Raw genomic sequence first — 19,050 nt, 5'->3', positions numbered from 1 at the left:
TTCGATGCCGCCGGGCGGCGCGGAGTCGCCCCGCCCGGCGGCATCGCGAGATACGGATTTTGTGTTCAGCCGGAAAAGCCTGGTGTCACTTGGCGTGCGGGATCGCGCGGATCCCCTCGTACGGGGTCTCCTTGCCGAGGTAGTCCACCGTTTCGAACAGGCCGATCGCGTGCATGGGGTACCGTGCGCCCGCTTCCGCCGCGAAGACGCAGGGAAGGATCTGCTTCCGCTCGGAGGCGGCGGCCTGGCCGCCCTTGCGGATGTGCTTGTGGGTGTGGATCAGGATCGGCATGTAGCCGCCGCCGAGGAACGAACCCGACTGCAGGACCGCCCCGCCGACGCAGTCGATCACGCAGCCCTTGCCGAGGATCGCGTCGCGGCCCTGGTAGTAGTACGAAGGCGTGGCGAGCGTGCCGTGCTCCACATGGAACACACCGGCCGAGAGGCCGATGATCGAGCGGCCGCAGGTGCGCAGCACCGACCGGTAGAAGTCGACCAGGATCGGCCGGACGGTCGTGTCCGGAAGCGAGAATTCCCCGCACATCAAGGTGATGCGCACCAGTTCCGCGAGCGTGAGGCCGGAGCCGTGCTCCCCGGGGAACTCCTGGTCCCACGGCACCAGGTAGTCCGACGGCGCCACCATCGTGGTTCCGACGTCTTCCAGGATCAGCCGTTCCGCCTCGCCGACCTCCTCCGACGGCACGACACCGTTCGCCAGGACGCGCACGGCGAGCAGGTGCCTGCTCTCCAGCGTCTTCGCCCTGCTGGCCGCGATCAGCAGGTTGAGCCTGCCGGTCACCGTTTCCGGGATGTCGAAGAGGTGGTCGATACCGTCGGTGGGGACGGCGATCTTGGCCTGCAAGCCGCGTTTGGGCAGCGGCTCGTAGGAATCGACGACCTCCTGGAAGGCGCCGGTGAACTCGCCCGCCCCGACCTGGACGAGCCTTTCCGCGGCCAGCGCGCGGTAATCGAACGGGATCGAGGTCGACGTCGAGAGCACGACGTCGGCGAGCAGGGCGCGATAGCGGTCGTCGTCCAAAGAGGACGCGGCCAGTTCCAAGGACAGGTAAGGGGATTCGTCGCCGGGGCCGTGGATCCAGCTCGCGGTGTAGGGCGCCTCGAACCGGCACGCCTTCGCGAACAGCGCGCGGGCGTCGTCGTCGTTCTTGACCTGGCCGGTGACCTCGGCCAGCGCCACGTCGCGGTCCGCGACCTCGGGCAGCATGTCCTTGGCCGGTCGCAACAGTGTCGAAAGGTCCTCGATGCTTCGCGTCATGCTTCGCTCCCAATCCGTGCGTACTTCTCGTTTTCCGTTGTCTGCGGGAAGGTTCCGGTGAACATCGCCGAACCCAGCGCGGCGAGGAACCGGTGCTCCGCCGGGCGGACCACGGTGGTGCCCTCGTCGAGGTGCCGCAAAAGGTCCAGCTGCGTCAGAAGTGCCTCCTTGAAATGATTGACGGCGATGAGGAAATGGCCCTCCGGCACCGCGTCCCGGACGTGGACCGCGTGGATGTTCTTGTAGCCGGGATCCGCGCCGAAGAAGGGCTCGAAGACCAAGGTGACGTGCTTCCCGGACAGCAGCTCGACGTCCGCGAAGCGGTACCGGAACTCGGAGCCGTACGGGATGCTCGACGGGACGATGAAGTCCTTCACAACGTCGTCGGGGAACGCGAATCCGGCCAGTTCGGGGAAGGCGATGGCCCCGGTCGACGACGTGTACAGCTCGACGTCGGGCAGGCCGGGGGCCGCGGTCCGCACCCGCATTTCCGCCGTCACCGAAGAGGGCACCGTGCGCAGATAGGACCGGTACTGCTCGGCAGGGAGGATCGCACGCAGGATGCTCAACATGTGGAAGCCCTCGTAGCCGGCTTCGCCGTACTGCGTGTCGACGAACCTGCCGTTCGCGACGTCGAATTCCCGGTTCTTGGTGAATTCGACGGTGATCTTCCTGATCGGATCGGACGCGCCGAGCTCCCGCACGGAGGCCGCGAAACGCTGCACGGCTTCGCTGTGCGAATACACGTCGTTGACGATGATCCTGGCGCGGGGATGACGCCGGACGGTGCGACCGAGGCCGTCGAGGTCCTCCGGGTAGCAGGCCGGTTTCTCCAGCAGGACACGGGCATCGGGCTGCCACCGCAGGATCTCGTCGACGACCGCGAGATGGGTCGCCGTCGGGGTGGCGACCACCCAGGCGTCGACCGACGCCGGATCCGGCACCTGGGCGACCCGCTCCCAGTCGGCCCCGTCGCCGATGTCCACCGTGCGGATCCGGTGCCCAGCTTGGCCGTAACAAGCGGCGTACAGCGACCCGATCTTGCCGAGCCCGACGATGACGATCGTCTTCTCAACCGGCGACGGTGCCGACACGGGCTTCCCCTCCCCGTGCTCGGATGGCGTGGCGGGCGGCGGACGTACCGGCGGCCCGGCCGAGCACGGCGCCCGCCATCAGGCCGGTGCCACCCGGATAGCCCTGGTCGTAAAGGCCACCGACGATCACGCCTGCCGCGTAAAGGCCGCTGATCGGCTCGCCACCGCCGCGCACTTCGGCGTCGGGGGTCACGGAGAGCCCGCCGTAGGTGAACGTCAACCCGCACACCACCGGGACGAACAGGTACGGCGGGGTGTCGAGCCGTTTCTCGTCCTGATCCGCGTGCAGCCGCTCGATTTCGGCGGTCAGGTTCGCGGCGTCGATCCCGAGCCGCCGGGCGCCTTCCTCGATCGAGGAGACGGTCACCGACGCGGGGTCGCCGACATAGCCCTTGGGGAGCGCGCCCGCCGAGACGACCTTGTCGTCGAAGATCTGGAAGGCCGTCCTCCCCGGCTGCTCCTGGATCTTCTGGCCCAGCGTGACGTAGGTGAGGTTGCTGTAGCCGCCGGATTCGTCGAAGAACCGGCGTCCCTCCCGGTTGACCACGACGCCCAGCGGATAGGCGTACCGGGCGAGGCCGTGAGACTTGTGCATCTGTCCCGGCAGCATGTGGTCGGGCAGTTCGATGCCCTGCGGTGTGGTGTGGCACTTCTCCCAGTTGCCCGCGGTGTCGGCGCCGAGCTCGACGGCGGCCGTCAGGGGAGCGCCTTCGTTGAACGGGACGCCTCGCAGCTTCACGTCCCGCCACGCCTCGCCGAGATGACGTTCCCGCAGCCGGTCGTTCGCCTCGAAACCGGCCGACGCCAGCACCAGCGCGTCGGCGATCACCGGGAACGCGGGCCCGGAACCGTGGAGCAGGTACCGGCCGTCGGCGGTCTTCTCGAAGCCGGTGACCGCGCTGTCGTAGAAAACCGTTCCGCCGAGCCGTTCGAACCGGTCGAAGTTCCGGTCCTGCAGGCTCTGGCCGCCGCCGTCGAGGACGATCGGCACGTCACCGGGAAGCGGGGTCGGTCTCGGGGCCCAGCGCTGACCGAAGTCGCGCATCCAGGCGATCGTGTCCGTCGAACGGCGGATGATGGACTCGATGAGCGCGACGTCCACCTGATCGCCGGAGACCCGCAACCAGTCTTCGAGGTACTGCTCGTCGCCATAGCCGGAGCGGCCGGCCAGGATCTCTTCGACCCGCTCCTTGTCCGCCTCCCGCAACAGGGCGGCGATGAAAGGGCTTCCCTGCCAGGAGAAACGCATGGTCCTGGTCAGGGAGCTGTTCCCGCCACGCAGTTCTTTCGGCGCGGCTTCGAAGACGCTGACGGAGGTCGCGCCGGCCTGCACCGCGGCTATCCCCGCGCAGAGCCCCGCATTACCCCCGCCGACGACGGCTACCTGCCATTCGGCCGCATCATTTTGCCCGTTATGCATCGACAACGCTCCACAATCCGGTGTTCGCCATTCAGGACGACCGAGTTCGAACAAGACCGAGCCATATCGCCGGAGAACGGTGCGAATGCTTATGTCGACGCACGGTCACCGGGCGAATACAGGTCGAATCTGTGAACAAGTGGTCTGCTACTGGATTCGCAGCCCTATTCCCTCGTGTGTGCTCAGACCGGCGGCGCACGAGGACTATTCTTCGGAATCGGCGGCCGACGCCGCATTCAGGCGACGGCAGACGTCATCCGGTGTTCAGTACGGAGATTTCAGTGGACGCCTTCCGAGATGAACCAGCTGTTTCCGCCGGGTTCACCGTCGCCCTTGACGATGGTCGTACGGATTCCTCTGGTTTGCTCATTTTCTTCGGCTCGGTATTCCCGAGCCTCCCCAGTCGTGGCCGGCGTGGGGGCCGACCGAGGTCAGCCTGACTTCCTGACCAGCGCAGGGGCAACCTTCGGGTAGTTCGGCCTTGTTCGAAATCGTTCGAGTGGTCCGAACAGCAGATTCCGGCGCCGCTGAATGGCGGTATCGCGGCTCAGATCGGCTCAGTCAATCTAGAGCGATGATCGTTGACGAGGGGGACGGCGACGGGGAGTCGCCGACGACGGTTCACCCACCGGACTCCACGGCTTCACCGGCTGAGTTCACGGCAGCACTGCGTGTATTGAGAACGTGGTCCGGATTGACTTATCGGCAGCTGGCCGGAAGAGCCAAAGAACTCGGCGGAACACTTCCGGCGAGTACGGTCGCGACCACCCTCGGCCGCACCACACTGCCGCGCGAATCGTTCGTCGAGACGTTCACGCGCGCGTGCGGATTGACCGACGAAGAGGTGCGGCGGTGGCTCGACGCCCGGACGCGGATCGCGATGGGGGCTCCGCCGCGGCCCGCCGACGAACCGAAGTCGGAAGCCGTCGCGCCACCGGAACCGGAATCGCGGCGCCGTCGGCGCTGGCGGACACCGATGATCGTGGCCGCGTTCATGAGCGTCGTCCTCGTCGGGACGCTCGGTTATCTGACGCGCTCCTTCGGGGCGTCCTCCAAACCCAAGGACACCGTGGCCGTGGTGCCGGGCCTCGACGTGCGCGAGGTGGGCAGCTGGGCGCGGATCCGGCCCGCGCGCTCACCCGAGTTCTGCCTGGCCGAGGGGACGGACCGGACCCGGCTCTACCCCGGCACCATCGTCGCCCAGCAGACCTGCGGTGGTGACGCGTCGCCGCACCTGTTCCTCGATCCTGTCGGGGAAGAGAACGCCGTGCAGATCCAGTGGCACCATCCGGACACCGGGGTCGGCTGTCTCACGGTCGTGAACGAAGGGCTGGGGCACGACCTGCTCGAACCCCGCGACGACTGTGACGACGATGGTATGGACCAGCTCTTCACCATCGGCGCGGCCGGCCCGGCGGAACCGGGACGGTTCGTCATCCGGCCCGTCGGCACCAGCCAGTGTCTCGGCCTGCGCGACCTGGACACCGTGGCGGGCACCGAGGTGGTGCGGGAACGCTGTTCGGGGGCGCCGGACCAGACGTTCTTGATCGATCTGATCCCGCCTCCGTGAGTGCCTGGTGCGGTCCCGTGTGATCCGACGGACGACACGTGTGATCCGACGGACGACACGTGTGATCCGACGGACGACACGTGTGTCTGGACGGACGACACGCGGCGGAGCTTGGTCGTGGATGTGTCGTCCATCTGGTCACGTGTGTCGTCCGTCGGATCACACGTGACGTCCGACCAGTCACGGGAGGCCCGTTTCCGGCTAGGTCGAAGGCTCCTTTCGTCGCATCGGACTCGGCGAAGGGAGCCTTCAGCCCACTACCGGCCCCCGCAGCGACTGGTTCCAACCGTCCTTCTCACTCACGAGGATTTGGCGACGCCGGGAACCGAAGACGACCTTTCGACGACTTGTGGGGCTGAATCGTGCGGCCCGGCGAGCGGAGAGAGATGCACTGGTACGAGGACGACGACCTGTGGGTCGGCTTCGCGGACGTGATGTTCCCGCCCAGCCGGGCCGAAGAGGCCGAACGCCTGACGGCCACGTCACCGCTGCTCGAAGTCGCCGACGGCACGAAGGTGCTCGATCTGGCGTGCGGCCCGGCGATCCACGTCGTGCCGCTGGCCAGGAGGGGCGCCGACGTGACCGGCGTCGACCTCAGCCCGGCGATGCTCGAACGCGCCCGCGAGGCCTGCGAAAACGCGGGAGTCGCCGCGAAGCTGATCCAGGCCGACATGCTCGAGTACACCGAGCCCGGCGCGTACGACCTGATCATCAACATGTACACGTCGTTCGGCTACTTCACCGAGCCCGGCGACAACCTCACAGTGCTGCGAAACGCCCACGCCAGCCTCGCGCCCGGCGGCAGGCTGCTGGTGGACGTGCTCGGCAAGGAGGTGCTGGCCGGCTGGGTCGGGCGGCCGAAAGCGGTCGACATCGACGGCGGGACGGTGTTCATGCGCGACACCATCCTCGACGACTGGACCCGCCTCGAAACCGAATGGACCCTGGTGCGCGGTGGCGAGGCGAAGCGGGCGTCGATCCTCTCCTTCTTGTACAGCGCCGCGGAACTGAAGGCGCTGTTCGAGACCGCGGGCTTCACCGGCGTCGAATGCTTCGGCGACTTCGACGGCTCGCCGTACGACAACCACGCGCGCCGCCTGATCGTGCGTGGTGAACGTGCCTGAGCCGCTCCGCCTCTTCGCGGAACCGGACGACGAGACCTCACGCCCGCTCCGGCTCACCGGCCCGGTGCTCCTGCTCTCGGCCGCGCTCGCGATCTCGCTGATCGCGGGCATCGCGCTCGGCCCGTCCACCGTCGCGCTCGCGGATGTCCTGCGCTACCTGGGAAAGGCGATCACCGGCGGCACCATCACCGGCGACGAGGTCACCGGGTACTCGATCGTCTGGCAGGTCCGCACGCCGCGGGTGCTGCTGGCGGCCGTGGTCGGCGCCGGGCTCGCGGTGGTCGGAGTTGCCGTGCAGGCGCTGGTCCGCAACGCCCTCGCCGATCCGTTCGTGCTGGGGATCTCCTCGGGCGCCTCGGTCGGTGCCGCCGCCGTTGTCGTGTTCGGCCTGTTCGCCGGGCTCGGCGTGCTGGCGCTGTCGACGGCCGCGTTCCTCGGCGCGCTCGGTGCGACCGCGCTGGTGTATCTGGCCGCCCGCAGCAAATTCGGGCTGACGCCGTTGCGGCTCGTGCTCACCGGAGTCGCGCTCACGTACGCCTTCCAGGCCGTGATGAGCGTGCTCGTCTACCTCTCGCCGAACGGCCAGGCCGCGCAGACCGTGCTGTTCTGGCTGCTCGGCAGCCTCGGCTCGGCGACGTGGGCGTCACTGCCGCTGGCCGCGCTCGGCGTGGCCGTCGCGGTCGTGGTCCTGCTGCGCTACGGCACCGCGCTCGACGTCCTGTCCATGGGCGACGAGACCGCGATGAGCCTCGGCACCGACGCGGCCGCCTTGCGACGCTGGCTGTTCCTGCTCACCGCGGTCGTCACCGGATTGCTCGTGGCGGTCAGTGGTTCGATCGGGTTCGTCGGGCTGGTCCTGCCGCATGTGGTGCGGATGATCGCCGGTTCGGGGCATCGCCGGGTGCTGGCGCTCGCGCCGCTGGTGGGCGCGGTCTTCCTGGTGTGGGTCGATCTGCTGGCCCGCACGCTCGTCGCCCCCGAGGAACTGCCGCTCGGCGTGATCACCGCGTTGATCGGCGTTCCGGTGTTCCTCGTCGTGATGCGGCGCCGCGGCTACACGTTCGGAGGCCGCTGATGCTGTCGTTGCGCGAACTTTCGGTCGAGGTGGCCGGGACGACGTTGATCCGCGAGCTGCGTCTGGACGTCGGCGAGGGCGAGGTCGTCGGCCTCCTCGGCCCCAACGGGAGCGGCAAGTCGACGGCGTTGCGCTGTGTCTACCGCGCGTTGGCCCCGTCCGGGGGCGCGGTCCTGCTCGACGGGACCGACATCGCGGAGCAGGGTCTGCGCGACACCGCCCGCCGGATCGCCGCGCTCACCCAGGACAGCCGGGCGGATCTCGACTTCACCGTCGAGGAGGTCGTCGCGCTCGGCCGGTCGCCGCATCAGCGCGGCAACCTCCGGCTCTCGGCCCGTGAACGCGCGCTGTGCCGGGAAGCGTTGCGGCGCATGGACATCACCCATCTCGCGCAGCGCGGTGTGCTGACGCTTTCGGGCGGCGAACGGCAGCGGGTCCTGGTGGCGAGGGCGCTCGTGCAGGAACCGGAGGTGCTGGTCCTCGACGAGCCGACCAATCATCTCGACGTCCGCCACCAGGTGGAACTGCTGAAGTTCCTGCGTGACTGCGGGCTCACCGTGCTCGTCGCGCTGCACGATCTCAACCTCGCCTCCGCCGTTTGTCACCGGATCGCGTTGCTGCGCGCGGGATCGCTCGCCGCCTGCGGCACGCCGTCCGAAGTGCTCACGCCGGAAACGATCCACGCCGTCTTCGGTGTCGAGGTCACCCAGGTGACCCATCCCGTGACCGGCGCGCTCCAACTGCTCTACGACCTTCCCGCCGACGAAACCGAGGGGATCTCACGATGAAGCCGTCCAGGGTGACCGCGTTCTTCGCCGCGGCACTGCTCCTGAGCGCCTGCGGTGCCCAGGTCGAAGCAGGGCCGAGCGCACCGGCACAGGCCACGGTGACCAACTGCGGCGCGCAGGTCACCTTCCCGGCGCCGCAACGTCCGGTGGCGTACGACGTTTCCGGTGCCGAGAAGCTGTTCGCGCTCGGGCTCGCCGGCCGGATGCGCGGCTACGTGATGAATTCGCTCGGCGACCCGTCGATCGCCGGTTCGCCGTGGAAGGACGACTACGCCAAGGTCGAACGGCTCGGCACCTCGCGGGTCACCCGCGAGATCCTTGTGAACGCCAAGGCGGACTGGGTGATCGCGGGCTGGAACTCCGGATTCAGCGAGGAACGCGGCATCACGCCGAAACTGCTGGAGCAGGTCGGTATCCGCAGCTATCTGCACACCGAGACCTGCTGGGAGTACCCCACCGCGAAGTCGGAGGTGACGCCGCTCGAAGCGCTCTACACCGATCTGCGCAACCTCGGTGACATCTTCGGCGTCCGTCAGCGGGCCGACGAACTGGTCGCGGAACTCAAGGGGCGCTTCGACAAGGTCCGTGCCGGAGCGCCGAAATCGCCGCCCGCCAAGGTGTTCGTCTACGATTCCGGCACCGATCAGCCGTTCACCGCCGGGAAACACGCCGCTCCCAACGACATCATCGACGCCGCGGGCGGGACGAACGTCTTCCGCGACCTGCAGGACGGCTGGGGCAGTGTGGGCTGGGAAGCGGTGGTGAAGGCCGAACCCGAGGTGATCGTCGTCGTGGATTACGCCGACCGGTCCGCGCAGGACAAGATCGCGTTCGTGAAATCCTCGCCACAGCTGAAGAACACGCCCGCCGTGCGCGACAACCGGTTCCACGTCATCTCCTACGGCGATCTCGTGAGCGGCCCGCGTAACGCCGCGGGCGCCGAGTCGCTGGCCGCGTACCTGCGCTCGATCGGCCGGTGACCGCGATGTCCGCGCTGGTCCACGAACACGTCACCGACGCGATCAAGACGCCGTCGTTGATCCGGCTCGAACCGAACGTCGTGCTGATCCGCTTCGAAACCTTGAAGGTCTACGCCGCACTCGGCGCGGTCCGGTCACTGCTCGCCGACGGATCCGTCCGAAAAGGACAGACATTGATCGACAGCTCCAGCGGGATCTACGCGCTCGCGCTGGCGATGGCCTGCCACCGCTACGGCCTGCGCTGTCATATCGTCGCGTCCACCACCGTCGATCTCACCATGCGTTCGCAACTGGAGATCCTCGGTGCGACGGTGGATCAGATGCCGCCGTCGGACGACCTCCGCCTCGACCAGCGGCGCCGGGTCGCGCGCGTACGCGAACTGCTGGACCGGCATCCGGACATGCATTGGATGCGCCAGTACCACGATCCCGTGCATTACCTCGGGTATGCCGAGGTCGCCGACCTCGTCGCCCGCGCCCTGCCGTCCGGGCCGCTGACCGTCGTCGGCAGCGTGGGCACCGGCGCGTCGACCGGCGGGATCGCGCGCTCGTTGCGCGAACGCGATCCGGACGTCCGGCTGACCGGCGTCCAGCCCTTCGGCAGTGTCACCTTCGGCAGCGAACGGTTCACCGATCCGGACGCGATCATCGCGGGCATCGGCTCGGCCATCCCGTTCGACAACGTCGATCACGAGCTGTACGACCGGATCCACTGGCTGGATTTCGTGCACGCCATGGCCGCGACCGTCGGCCTGATGCGCGAGCACGCCGTGTTCGCGGGGCTGTCCACCGGCGCCGCGTACCTCGTCGCGGGCTGGGAGGCGGCGCGGCATCCGGACCGCACGCATGTCGTGATCGGCGCCGACACCGGTCATCGTTACACGGCAAGGGTTTTCTCCCGGCATCGGGAGGCCGTCGACCCGGCTACGCTCGCGCCGCGTGAGATCGCGTCGCTGGACGACCTCGCCCTGCCGTGGGCGGCCATGGACTGGCGGCGCCGCCGCTTCGGGAAACCCTCACTGCCGTTGTACCGGAAGGAGCGGGCGTCGTGACCGTCGTCCTGTTGGAAGCACTCACCTTCGGCCTGGGCAGGCTGGCCGACGCGGCGGCGGATTCCGGGCGGAAACTGGTGCTGTTCACCGGAAACCGCGACATCTACCGCTATGAACTCGGCACGCTGGGGCCGGACAGGGTCGAGGTCGTCGACATCGACACCACCGACATCGAGGCCTGCGAAACCGCGTTGCGCGCCATCCCGGACCTCGCCGGGATCATCAATTCGACGGACACCTGGGCGCTGCCGGGCGCGGAACTCACCGCCCGGCTCGGCCTGCCCGGTCCGGACGCGGCCGCCGTCCGGGTGCTGCGGGACAAGGGCGCCGTGCGTGACCTGCTGTACGAACACGGGCTCACCCGCGGCAGGCCGGTGCCCGTCATGGTCGCCGAAGAACTCGGATTTCCTTTGGTGGTCAAGGACTCTTCGGGAACGTCGTCACGAGGGGTGTGGCTCGTCCGCGATCAGGACGAACTCGACCGGGCGAGGCTGGAGGCGAAGGAAACGCCGCTCAAGGGACATCTGATCGCCGAGCCGTATTTCGCCGGGCCGCTCTACAGCGCGGAAACCGTCACCTGGCAGGGAAGGACCCGGCTGCTCGGGATCCTCTCCCGCCAGCTTTCGCCGGAACCCGTGCGGCGGGAGGAAGCGGCGGCGTTCCCGGTGGCGTTCCCCGAGGCCGAGTACGCCGAGTTGGCCGACTGGATCGGCCGGGTGCTCAAGGCCGCCGGACACGAGCAGGGTTTCGCGCACACCGAATTCGTGCTCACCGCCGACGGCCCGGAGGTCGTCGAGATCAACATCCGGATCGGCGGGGCGATGCTCGGCGAGGCGTTGTGCCGGTCGCTGGACACCAACGTCTATTCCGCGATGATCGCCATGGCGCTGGGCGAGGAACCCGCTCTGCTCACCCAGAAGATCGGGGGAGGACCGGGGATCGGGTTCGTCCTGGCGTATCCGGCCGTGGCGGGCGTGCTGAAGGGCTGGTCGGGACTCGACAGGTTGCCCGGGCTGCCCGGTGCGCCGGAGTGGTATCCGACGGCGAGCCCTGGCGACGAGATCCGGCATCTCGCGGATCAGCGGTCGTGCACCGGGATCGTCCTCGCCGAAGGGCCGACGGCGGAACTCGCGCTGCATCGCGCGCTCGCGGCGGCGGGCGGGATCACGCCGGAGATCGATGCTTGAGAGTTCGTCAGTGGTGGCGCGTTGTGAAAGCCACTTTCGCAACGTTGAAGGTTGCGAAAGTGGCTTTCGCAACGCGCGTGGACGCCGGGAGCGGAAGACGCCTTAGCTCGGAGCCGCGCACTTCTTGGCCTCCGCGGCGGCGGCCATCAGTTCCTGCGTGTCGATTTTGAGCGCGGGCATGAGGTCGGGGGTTTCCGTGATCGGCTTCTGGGTGGCGTCCATCGCCTTGATGCCCGCGTCCATGGCCGCGCTGTTCCCGGACTTCTCCAGCCGCTGCTTGCCCGCGTTCGCCGCGTCCCTCGCGGCGGTGTATTGGTCCACAAGGGACTTCCGCACCGTGTCGCCGCCGGGAATCGGAGACGGGGGCAGCGCGGTCAGTTCGTCGACCGCCTTGCCCGCGAATCCCGCGCGGATCCCGAGTTCTTCCTTCAGCGCGTTGCGGGTCACTTCGGTCCCCGATCGCTGCTTGCTCGCGTAATCGTTGGAAGCCTTCATGTAGCCGTATATCGCGCCGCACATCCCGTCGAGCCAGGCGACGGTCTTGGCGTCCGGCCCGGCGGGCGCTTTCGGCGCCGAGGACGACGGGGTGGCGGTGACCGTCGCGGGAGCCGGCGGCGGCTCCCCGGAACAGGCGGTCGTCACGAACAGCGCAAGGGCGATGAGCAGAATTTTCGTCTTCATGGAATCCCCTCCGGGATGAACACGCGCCGGAGGGGCGGAGGGTTGCCTTCAGCCGCAGCCACCCATGATGCGGGCCAGTTCGGCGGGCTTCAGCGGGGGCTCCGGCAACGGGTTCGCGGCAGGTGCCCGCATCCCGTCGAACAGCAGCGCGAGATGACGTCGCCAGACCTCCGGCCGGACGGTCGCGGTCGCCTCCACGGTGCGCGCGATCCCCCAGGTCACGAAGGCCATGTCCTCGAGGGTGAAGTCTTCGCGCAGGGCGCCGCTCTCCTGGGCGCGTTCGACGATCCGGGTCATGAGTTCGTAGCCGCGTTCGAGGTCTTCGGCCTGCGGTGGCCGCGTCGAGGCGAGTTCGTTGTAGCCGCGGTCGGCGGCCTGCAGTTCGCAGACCCGTTCGACGAACGACGTCAAACCGATCCACGCGTCGTCGAGGGAGAGCGCGTGTTCGGCCAGCTTCGCGACGGTCTCGGTCCGGTCGGCGAACACGGCGTTCACCAGATCCGCGCGTTGCGGGAAGTGGTTGTACAGCGTGCCGATGCTGACGCCGGCGGTCTTGGCGATCTCTTCGAGCGCGACGTCGAGGCCGCGTGCCGCGTAGAGCCCCCTGGCCGCCTCGATCAGCAGGTCGCGGTTGCGCCGGGCGTCCTTCCGCAGGGGTTTGGTCATGACCGCATCGTAGTCAAGTTGAAGGTGGCCTCAAGTTGTGTGTACCTTCGAAGAAGTTGAGGACACCCTCAATTTAACCTGGGAGGACAGATGACCAAGACGCTCGCGATCTTCGGCGCCGGGCCGGTGCTGGGACTTTCGCTCGCCCGCCGGTTCGGCCGCGAGGGCTTCCGGATCGCCCTCGTCGCGCGTACCACCGAAAACCTCGACGCGCTCGTCGCCGAACTCGCCCGCGACGGCATCGAGGCGAGCGGGTTCGTCGCCGATGTCTACGAGCCGGCTCGGATCGCCGCCGCCGTCACCGCCATCGGCCGGATCGACGCGGTCGCGTTCAATCCCGGCGGCGGGACCATGGGGGAGGGCATCGTGCCGGTGCTCGACGTGGATCCGGAGAACCTGCGGCTCATCCTGGACCGGTTCCTGGTGTCCGCGGTGGCGCTGGTGCGGGCCGTGCTGCCCGCCATGACCGAGCGCGGCGACGGCGCGATCCTGTTCACCGCCGGGCAATCCGGCCGGTACCCGGCGCCCTTCCTCGGCAACGTGGGCATGGCGCAGGCCGGGCTGCGGAACTACTTCCTCAACCTGAACGCGGTGCTCGCGGAGATGGGGGTTTACGCCGGGGCCGTCAACGTCGGCGCGCTGATCGAGGGCAGCGTGCCGCATCGGGCGATCACCTCGAGCCCGTTGGACTTCGAGCCCGAGGTGATCCATCCGGACGTCTTCGCCGACGCCTTCTGGAAGCTTTACGAGACGCGCGAAGCTCCTGAAGCGCTCGTCGGGTCTTTCGGGAGGTGACTTACTTCTCGACGGCGTAAGCCTCGATCTCGACCTTCATCTTCGGGTCGAGCAACGCCGACACCTCGACCATGGTGGCCGCGGGCAGCACGTCGGCGAAGGCTTCGCGGTGCGCCCGCGCGACCAGGTCGGCGTCCTTGATGTCGGTGACGTAGGTGACCGTGCGCACCACCGCGGCGAGGCTCGAACCGGCCTCTTTCAACGCCGTCTCGATGAGCGACAGCACGGCCGAAGCCTGCTCGTACGCGTCGCCCGAGCGTTCCGGCTCGCGCGCCGTCGTCCCGGAAACGTGGATGTGCTCGCCGACGCGCACCGCCCGGCTGTAGCCGAAGACCGGCTCGTAGTCCCCGCCGGAGGAGATGTTCACCCGTTCAGTCATGACCGAACGAAAGCACAGGCGGTCCCGCGCCGGAACACCGGGACGGGACCGCCTGCTTTCACTTCTCTTCCTTGTCCTCCGGCGGCTTCTCGTTCGCGGCGGGCGGGATGGCCTTCGTCAGCTCGACGACGGTCTTCCCCGCCATGCCCGACGCGCCGTAGGTCGGGTCGCTGAGGATCTTGAGCCCCTTTTCGAGCTTGTCGAGCGCGTCCGCGGCCTTGGGGAACCTCGTTTTCAGGTCGCCGACCGGGAAGCTGTTCCAGTAGTCGTACCGCTCCAAGATCTTCTTGGCGTCGGGGTGCCCCTCCAGCTCCTTCGCCAGCTTCTCGCGCACCACCCTCGGGGGGATGTCGCCGAGCTTCTCCGGTTTGGGCTTCGGAGCGTCGGGCGTCGCGTCCGGAGTGCTGTCGCCCGGCTTCGGGGGCGGGCCCTCGATCGGCTTCTTGCCACCGGGCATCGGGGTACCGCCGGCGGGTTTCGGCTTGGGCAGCTTGATCTTGCCGCCGCCGAGCGTCAACTTGACGACGTCGTCGGCCGCGCCGCGGGTCTTCGCCAGGATCTTGAGCATCTCGGCGAGCTTCTTGGCGACGTCGGCGATCTGCTTGGCGATCTTGGCGATCGCCACCCCGACCGTGGTCATGATGGAGGTGATCGCCGCGATGATCGAACCGCCGAAGGTGACCGGCGCCAGTGCCACCGCCACGATCGCGGCCTTGAGGATGCCCGCCAGCGTCATGGCGATGATGTCGCGGACGATGCCGCGGACCGCGCCGATGACGGCACCGGCGATCCCCATCTGCTTGCCCGCGAATTCGATGTAGCCGGCGAGCGCGTCGATCTGGGCGGCGACGCCCTCCATGTCGGCGCGAAAGGTGTCGGCGGCCTCGCCGTCCCACTTCTCCATGAACTTGGTGGTGGCGGCCCCGTGTTCCTTCGACCACTCCCGCACTTCGGCGGCCTCTTTGTAGATCGCCGTCTTGGCCGCCTCGATGCCCTTCGGGTCTCCCAGCAGGAAGTCCAACGGCCAGCGGAAGATGACGATGTGCTCGATCAGCCAGCCGATCCCGGCGGTGAGCAGCGATCCGATCGGATCGGCGACCATGCCGAGGATCTCGATCGCCATCCCCGCCGAGGCCAGTCCGATGCTGAGGCTGTCCCCTTCGTCGACGGCCTTCTTCAGCGAGAACGCGGAATCGAAGAAGCCCGCGCCCGTGGTGTCGCCACTGCCCGCGAGGAAGTTGTTCTTCTCGTCCTTGAAGTCACTGGCCTTGGTGCCGGTGTTGTTCCCGAAATCGCCGCGGTGGTACTCGTCGCTCACTTGACCTTCACCTCGTCGATCCCCTTGCCGGCTTCGGTGATCAGCCTCTCGGTCTCCTGCTCGTTGGCGTTGTACTGCTTCGCCGCCTCGCGCAACCTGTCCGAGAACTCCTGCACGTTCTCCGAGTACTTGTTCAGCTGGTCCCGCGCCTTCCCGCAGTGCATGCTCGCGCCGGCGCCGTAGATCTGGCCGCCGAAGATGCCGAAGATGCCGGGATCCGCCACGCAACTGCCCACCATGTCGGCGCTCTTGCGCAGCTCGTCCTCGAGTCTGTCGAGGTGACCGGCGAACTCGGTCATGGTCTCCGTCTTGACACCGAATCCGGTCACCACGGGCTCATTTCGTCGTCGTCGGGGGAAGCCGGTCGCCGGGTTCGCGGCGCCGGGGGGTTCGGGGGCCGCACGGGACGGCCGGGCTGCGGCGGCATCGGGGGACCCGCCTGCGGAGGTGGCGGCGGCCGGTACCCCGCCTGAGGACGCGGCGGCTCGTTGTGCGCCTCGGGGGCCCACTTGTCCTGCTCCGGGTTCTCCGGGGCGCCTTCCTCGTCCTCCACCTTCGGCAGGAACGTGCGGACCAACTGCGCGGCTTCGTCTTCGCCGTTGATCTCGGTGTAGGACTCCGTGACCTTCTCGACGGTCTTGCGCTGGGCCTGGCGCACCGTCTGCATGACCAGGGAGGAGAGCCTTGCCGGTCCCAGTGACGTGGCCCGGTTGCCGAACTCGATGGCGCTCAGCGAGCCGTTGGCCTCGACCGTCACCGTCACCGAGCCGTCGGGAGAGGTCACCGTGGACGCCGAGGCGGTGAACGCGGCCGTCAGGGCCTGGGCTTTTTCCTCGAGTTTCTTGGCCTCTCGCTCCAGAAGGAGTGCGAAGTCCTCACCTGCGTCGAAATTGGGTTGCATGCGTCGCCTTGGCTCGAGGGGGATGGGCACGAAAATGCGAGAGGTCGCGAGGTGGATCGCCCGTATCGTTACCACCGGGCGGACGGTCGGACAAGCCCGATGATCAGAGAATGCCCGAAAGTGCCTCAGGGGTGGCGGATCGGGGCAGGCCATGGAAAGCGGACCGATCGTGCGGGACGCGGATCGCGACGACGTCATGGCCGTCTGCCGTTTCGGCGAAGAGCACGTCCGGGCCCACTACGCGCCGTTGATCGGCGACGAAGAGGCTGCCCGGCAAGTGCGGATGTGGTGGAACACGGCGAACATCGCCGGGGCCGTCGCCCTCGGCGAGGTCGTGATCGCCGAGGACGGCGGGCGGCCGGCCGGCGTCGGGCAGCGTGGTCTCGACGGCGACGAGCACGTGATCCGCAAGCTGTACACGCTTCCTCGGTATCGCGGATTGGGCTCGCGGTTGCTCGAAGTCCTCATCGGACGGTTGCCCGTGGCCGCCGGGCGGGTGTACGCCGAGCATCTGGTGGCGGACGAACGGGCGGGCGCCTTCTTCGAGCGCGAAGGTTTCACGGTGGAGCGGGTCGAGCCGAGCGGCGTCGTCCGGCGGGTCCGGAGCAGGTGAGCCCGGCCCCGCCCGGACGTCCCCGCTACCGGTGTTCGGCGGCCTTCTTGAGGTCCTTCAGCCAGATCTCGAGGCCCTGCCCGAGCATCGCGGTGGAGCCGGGCACGTCCTTGTCGACCTGCGGGCCCGTGTGGCTCTCTTCGGTGCGGACGATGACCCCGCCGGGCACCTTGACGAAGTTCCAGACGTGGACGCCGTCGATGTGCATACCGCCGGGACCGTCGAGCGGGCCGGTCCAGCGGAGGCATTTGCCGGGCTGGAGTTGGCGGACGGTCGAAACGATGGTCACGTCGCCGGGCGGGTACGGCATGCCGGGCGGGACGGGGATGGTCCACTGGAAGCGGGAATGCTTGCGCAGCGGGCCGTCGTCCAGCCGCTTCATGGTGACGGGGATGGCCGGGTTCTGCCAGGACGGCCAGGCCTCCACGTCGGTCTGCAGGTTCCAGATGGTGCGCAGCGGCGCCTTGACGAAGGTCTCGGTCCGGTAGTGCACCTTGGCCGACCGGTCGATGCCTTTTCCTTGGCAGGTAAGCGAAGCCGGTTTGGTGTGGTGGGTGGGGGCGGCCTGGGCCGGTGCCGTGACGCCGAGGACGCCGGCGATGGCCAGTGGGATCGTGAGCAGGGCCGCGCGCTTGCCGGACATGGGCTTCTCCTTCGCTCCTGTTGTTATCGCCTGTCGCGATAGTTAGAAGCTATAGCGAAGCTGTCGTGAACGTCAAGAGCGAAAGTGAGAAGGTCTAACGAGGGTAAGTCTTCGCCGGCTTTCCGCGTGTCGAACGTGTCGCGAAAGCCACTTTCGAGACATCTAGCGTCGCGGAAGTGGCTTTCGCGACACAGGCGCCGGCGGCGAAGTGGCCGCGGCGGGTGAGTGACCGAGGTGAAGGCTGCCTTCACCGCAGTAGACGCGGTGAAGGGAGCCTTCGCTCCATCATCGACCCGTCCGCCACCACGACACGTTTGCCTTACCCCTCAATAACTCGCGTGGGCAGTGGTCCACGGTCCACGGACCACGGTATCGGCGCGGCGTAAGGGTTTGGCCGCAGTGGGCTCTTCGCTACTTCAACGAGAAGTCACAGCCATTCCGCCTCCGTCGCGATGCGGATCGCGTGCACCCGGTTGCGCGCGTTGAGCTTCGTGACGATCGCGGCCAGATAGTTCCGGACCGTGCCGGGCGACAGGAACAGCTCGGCCGCGATGTCGGCGACGGTGCGCCCGCGCGCGGTCACCCGCAGGATCTCGACCTCGCGTGTGGTCAGCGGGCAGTCGTCGGTTTCCCAAGCGGCGAGCGCCAATTCGCTGTCGATCACCCGTCGTCCGATCGCGACCGACCGCACCGCGTTGGCCAGCCTGTCCGACGGCGCGTCCTTGAGCATGAAGCCGTTGACCTTCGCGTCCAGCGCGCGCCGGACCGTGCCGGGACGGCCGAGACTGGTGAGGATCAGCGTATGGCAGCCGGGCAGGCTTTCGCGGAGCTCCATGGCCGCGGTCAGACCGTCCTTGCCCGGCAGATCGATGTCGATGACCGCGACGTCGGGCCGGACGGATTTCGCCGTCGGAAGGATCTGGTCACCCGCGGCGACTTGGGCGACCACTTCTATATCGGATTCCATGTTCAGCAGGGCGACGAGCGCCCCGCGAACCATGTGCATATCTTCGGCAAGCAGCACTTTGATCACCACGAAGCACCTCGCACCCCAGTTCAGTGGCTCCGCCGTCATCCTACGGGATTCTCACCCCATGCGGTGATATCGAAGAATACGCTTTCCGATCATGCGAACGGCATAGGCCGGTCGCGCCAGCGCCCGCGGCCGGATGCCGCAAGGGAAAGCGCTTCAGAGTACGTCCAGCTCTCGCGGCCACTCGACGGGTTCCCTGCTGAGCCCCAGCAACTCGAACTCCGAACGCACCCAATCGATCCGCACCCGGATCGCCAGCGCGGGCGCCACGGTCAGCAGGAATCGGCCGGGACCGCCGCCGAGTTTGAAAACCCCGTAGGTCAGGAACGCGGATCCGTCGCAGACGGCGAACAACGCGGTGAAAACCGTCGCGCGTTCGCTTTCCGGAATCGAATCCAGCCATTCCATCCCGCCGGTCAGCACCAGTCGCACCGTCATCCGTGCCTCCTCGCCGC

The 19,050-nt window shown here is 68.0% G+C and carries 21 protein-coding genes; 9 read left to right on the top strand and 12 right to left on the bottom strand.

Features of this window, described 5'->3' with window-relative positions:
- Positions 1 to 85: 85 nt before the first annotated feature.
- The 3 genes from AMK34_RS35910 to AMK34_RS35900 are packed head-to-tail and all read right to left on the bottom strand — an operon-like array spanning position 86 to position 3,790.
- Positions 86 to 1,276, bottom strand: coding sequence for a hypothetical protein (locus AMK34_RS35910; protein WP_038508838.1), 1,191 nt, complete (start codon positions 1,274 to 1,276; stop codon positions 86 to 88).
- Positions 1,273 to 2,370, bottom strand: a complete 1,098-nt coding sequence (locus tag AMK34_RS35905; protein ID WP_073848309.1) for a Gfo/Idh/MocA family oxidoreductase — start codon at positions 2,368 to 2,370, stop codon at positions 1,273 to 1,275. Before AMK34_RS35905 ends, AMK34_RS35910 begins: the two co-directional genes overlap by 4 nt.
- Entirely contained in the window at positions 2,348 to 3,790 is a 1,443-nt protein-coding gene (locus AMK34_RS35900) for an FAD-dependent oxidoreductase (protein WP_073848308.1), read from the bottom strand. Before AMK34_RS35900 ends, AMK34_RS35905 begins: the two co-directional genes overlap by 23 nt.
- Positions 3,791 to 4,364: 574 nt before the next feature.
- On the opposite strand from AMK34_RS35900, the gene AMK34_RS35895 reads away from it, so the two are divergent.
- The 7 genes from AMK34_RS35895 to AMK34_RS35865 all read left to right on the top strand — a co-directional run bounded on the left by AMK34_RS35895 (position 4,365) and on the right by AMK34_RS35865 (position 11,566).
- Positions 4,365 to 5,360: an XRE family transcriptional regulator gene (locus tag AMK34_RS35895; protein WP_274534460.1), complete on the top strand. Its 996-nt coding sequence runs from the start codon at positions 4,365 to 4,367 to the stop codon at positions 5,358 to 5,360.
- A gap of 386 nt (positions 5,361 to 5,746) precedes the next feature.
- Positions 5,747 to 6,484, top strand: coding sequence for a class I SAM-dependent methyltransferase (locus tag AMK34_RS35890; protein ID WP_038522435.1), 738 nt, complete (start codon positions 5,747 to 5,749; stop codon positions 6,482 to 6,484).
- Positions 6,468 to 7,559 carry a FecCD family ABC transporter permease gene (locus AMK34_RS35885; protein WP_073848307.1) on the top strand — a complete coding sequence of 364 codons (1,092 nt, stop codon included), beginning with the start codon at positions 6,468 to 6,470 and terminating at the stop codon, positions 7,557 to 7,559. Before AMK34_RS35890 ends, AMK34_RS35885 begins: the two co-directional genes overlap by 17 nt.
- On the top strand, positions 7,559 to 8,347 hold the full coding sequence (locus AMK34_RS35880; protein WP_083650094.1) for an ABC transporter ATP-binding protein: 789 nt from the start codon (positions 7,559 to 7,561) through the stop codon (positions 8,345 to 8,347). Before AMK34_RS35885 ends, AMK34_RS35880 begins: the two co-directional genes overlap by 1 nt.
- A complete protein-coding gene (locus AMK34_RS35875; RefSeq protein ID WP_073848306.1) occupies positions 8,344 to 9,327 on the top strand; it encodes an ABC transporter substrate-binding protein in 984 nt (327 codons plus the stop codon). Before AMK34_RS35880 ends, AMK34_RS35875 begins: the two co-directional genes overlap by 4 nt.
- Positions 9,324 to 10,379: a cysteine synthase family protein gene (locus AMK34_RS35870; RefSeq protein ID WP_073848305.1), complete on the top strand. Its 1,056-nt coding sequence runs from the start codon at positions 9,324 to 9,326 to the stop codon at positions 10,377 to 10,379. Before AMK34_RS35875 ends, AMK34_RS35870 begins: the two co-directional genes overlap by 4 nt.
- On the top strand, positions 10,376 to 11,566 hold the full coding sequence (locus AMK34_RS35865; RefSeq protein WP_073848304.1) for an ATP-grasp domain-containing protein: 1,191 nt from the start codon (positions 10,376 to 10,378) through the stop codon (positions 11,564 to 11,566). The genes AMK34_RS35870 and AMK34_RS35865 overlap by 4 nt, the downstream gene beginning before the upstream one ends.
- A gap of 102 nt (positions 11,567 to 11,668) precedes the next feature.
- Here AMK34_RS35865 and AMK34_RS35860 read toward each other — a convergent pair whose 3' ends face one another.
- Both AMK34_RS35860 and AMK34_RS35855 read right to left on the bottom strand, forming a co-directional pair.
- Complete coding sequence (locus AMK34_RS35860) at positions 11,669 to 12,247, bottom strand: hypothetical protein (RefSeq protein ID WP_073848303.1); 579 nt, start codon at positions 12,245 to 12,247, stop codon at positions 11,669 to 11,671.
- Between the two features lie 48 nt (positions 12,248 to 12,295).
- Positions 12,296 to 12,913 carry a TetR/AcrR family transcriptional regulator gene (locus AMK34_RS35855; RefSeq protein ID WP_073848302.1) on the bottom strand — a complete coding sequence of 206 codons (618 nt, stop codon included), beginning with the start codon at positions 12,911 to 12,913 and terminating at the stop codon, positions 12,296 to 12,298.
- A 90-nt stretch (positions 12,914 to 13,003) separates the two neighbouring features.
- On the opposite strand from AMK34_RS35855, the gene AMK34_RS35850 reads away from it, so the two are divergent.
- Positions 13,004 to 13,708, top strand: a complete 705-nt coding sequence (locus tag AMK34_RS35850; RefSeq protein WP_073848301.1) for an SDR family NAD(P)-dependent oxidoreductase — start codon at positions 13,004 to 13,006, stop codon at positions 13,706 to 13,708.
- Position 13,709: 1 nt separating this feature from the next.
- Here the strand turns inward: AMK34_RS35850 and AMK34_RS35845 are convergent, their stop codons facing one another.
- From AMK34_RS35845 to AMK34_RS35830, 4 genes are read right to left on the bottom strand one after another with little or no spacing between them, the layout of a single operon-like run.
- Positions 13,710 to 14,087, bottom strand: coding sequence for a RidA family protein (locus AMK34_RS35845; protein WP_037341290.1), 378 nt, complete (start codon positions 14,085 to 14,087; stop codon positions 13,710 to 13,712).
- 58 nt (positions 14,088 to 14,145) lie between these two features.
- On the bottom strand, positions 14,146 to 15,405 hold the full coding sequence (locus AMK34_RS35840; RefSeq protein WP_073848300.1) for a hypothetical protein: 1,260 nt from the start codon (positions 15,403 to 15,405) through the stop codon (positions 14,146 to 14,148).
- A complete protein-coding gene (locus tag AMK34_RS35835) occupies positions 15,402 to 15,737 on the bottom strand; it encodes a type VII secretion target (protein WP_037341293.1) in 336 nt (111 codons plus the stop codon). Before AMK34_RS35835 ends, AMK34_RS35840 begins: the two co-directional genes overlap by 4 nt.
- A complete protein-coding gene (locus tag AMK34_RS35830; RefSeq protein WP_038508860.1) occupies positions 15,731 to 16,306 on the bottom strand; it encodes a YbaB/EbfC family nucleoid-associated protein in 576 nt (191 codons plus the stop codon). The genes AMK34_RS35835 and AMK34_RS35830 overlap by 7 nt, the downstream gene beginning before the upstream one ends.
- A gap of 151 nt (positions 16,307 to 16,457) precedes the next feature.
- Here AMK34_RS35830 and AMK34_RS35825 point away from each other — a divergent pair, with 151 nt between their 5' ends.
- Positions 16,458 to 16,919, top strand: coding sequence for a GNAT family N-acetyltransferase (locus tag AMK34_RS35825; protein WP_073848299.1), 462 nt, complete (start codon positions 16,458 to 16,460; stop codon positions 16,917 to 16,919).
- A 25-nt stretch (positions 16,920 to 16,944) separates the two neighbouring features.
- Here AMK34_RS35825 and AMK34_RS35820 read toward each other — a convergent pair whose 3' ends face one another.
- The 3 genes from AMK34_RS35820 to AMK34_RS35810 form a co-directional block, all read right to left on the bottom strand.
- The gene (locus tag AMK34_RS35820) at positions 16,945 to 17,562 is read right to left on the bottom strand and encodes an SRPBCC family protein (protein ID WP_038508864.1); all 618 of its coding nucleotides are present in this window, start codon (positions 17,560 to 17,562) and stop codon (positions 16,945 to 16,947) included.
- A 427-nt stretch (positions 17,563 to 17,989) separates the two neighbouring features.
- A complete protein-coding gene (locus tag AMK34_RS35815) occupies positions 17,990 to 18,595 on the bottom strand; it encodes a response regulator transcription factor (RefSeq protein WP_038522440.1) in 606 nt (201 codons plus the stop codon).
- Between the two features lie 156 nt (positions 18,596 to 18,751).
- On the bottom strand, positions 18,752 to 19,033 hold the full coding sequence (locus AMK34_RS35810; protein WP_073848298.1) for a DUF6235 family protein: 282 nt from the start codon (positions 19,031 to 19,033) through the stop codon (positions 18,752 to 18,754).
- Between the last annotated feature and the right edge of the window lie 17 nt (positions 19,034 to 19,050).

Origin of the sequence: Amycolatopsis sp. CB00013 (assembly GCF_001905755.1) — a bacterium.
GTDB lineage: Bacteria > Actinomycetota > Actinomycetes > Mycobacteriales > Pseudonocardiaceae > Amycolatopsis > Amycolatopsis japonica.
Note: the sequence above shows the minus strand (reverse complement) of the source record. Positions and strands in the feature narration are given on the sequence as shown.

Bases quoted from the DNA above. Each gene is read 5' to 3' on its own strand.
- AMK34_RS35910 (WP_038508838.1), bottom strand. From the start codon at position 1,276: ATGACGCGAAGCATCGAGGACCTTTCGACACTGTTGCGACCGGCCAAG.
- AMK34_RS35900 (WP_073848308.1), bottom strand. From the start codon at position 3,790: ATGCATAACGGGCAAAATGATGCGGCCGAATGGCAGGTAGCCGTCGTC.
- AMK34_RS35895 (WP_274534460.1), top strand. From the start codon at position 4,365: ATGATCGTTGACGAGGGGGACGGCGACGGGGAGTCGCCGACGACGGTT.
- AMK34_RS35890 (WP_038522435.1), top strand. From the start codon at position 5,747: ATGCACTGGTACGAGGACGACGACCTGTGGGTCGGCTTCGCGGACGTG.
- AMK34_RS35880 (WP_083650094.1), top strand. From the start codon at position 7,559: ATGCTGTCGTTGCGCGAACTTTCGGTCGAGGTGGCCGGGACGACGTTG.
- AMK34_RS35875 (WP_073848306.1), top strand. From the start codon at position 8,344: ATGAAGCCGTCCAGGGTGACCGCGTTCTTCGCCGCGGCACTGCTCCTG.
- AMK34_RS35860 (WP_073848303.1), bottom strand. From the start codon at position 12,247: ATGAAGACGAAAATTCTGCTCATCGCCCTTGCGCTGTTCGTGACGACC.
- AMK34_RS35855 (WP_073848302.1), bottom strand. From the start codon at position 12,913: ATGACCAAACCCCTGCGGAAGGACGCCCGGCGCAACCGCGACCTGCTG.
- AMK34_RS35850 (WP_073848301.1), top strand. From the start codon at position 13,004: ATGACCAAGACGCTCGCGATCTTCGGCGCCGGGCCGGTGCTGGGACTT.
- AMK34_RS35845 (WP_037341290.1), bottom strand. From the start codon at position 14,087: ATGACTGAACGGGTGAACATCTCCTCCGGCGGGGACTACGAGCCGGTC.
- AMK34_RS35830 (WP_038508860.1), bottom strand. From the start codon at position 16,306: ATGCAACCCAATTTCGACGCAGGTGAGGACTTCGCACTCCTTCTGGAG.
- AMK34_RS35825 (WP_073848299.1), top strand. From the start codon at position 16,458: ATGGAAAGCGGACCGATCGTGCGGGACGCGGATCGCGACGACGTCATG.
- AMK34_RS35820 (WP_038508864.1), bottom strand. From the start codon at position 17,562: ATGTCCGGCAAGCGCGCGGCCCTGCTCACGATCCCACTGGCCATCGCC.
- AMK34_RS35810 (WP_073848298.1), bottom strand. From the start codon at position 19,033: ATGACGGTGCGACTGGTGCTGACCGGCGGGATGGAATGGCTGGATTCG.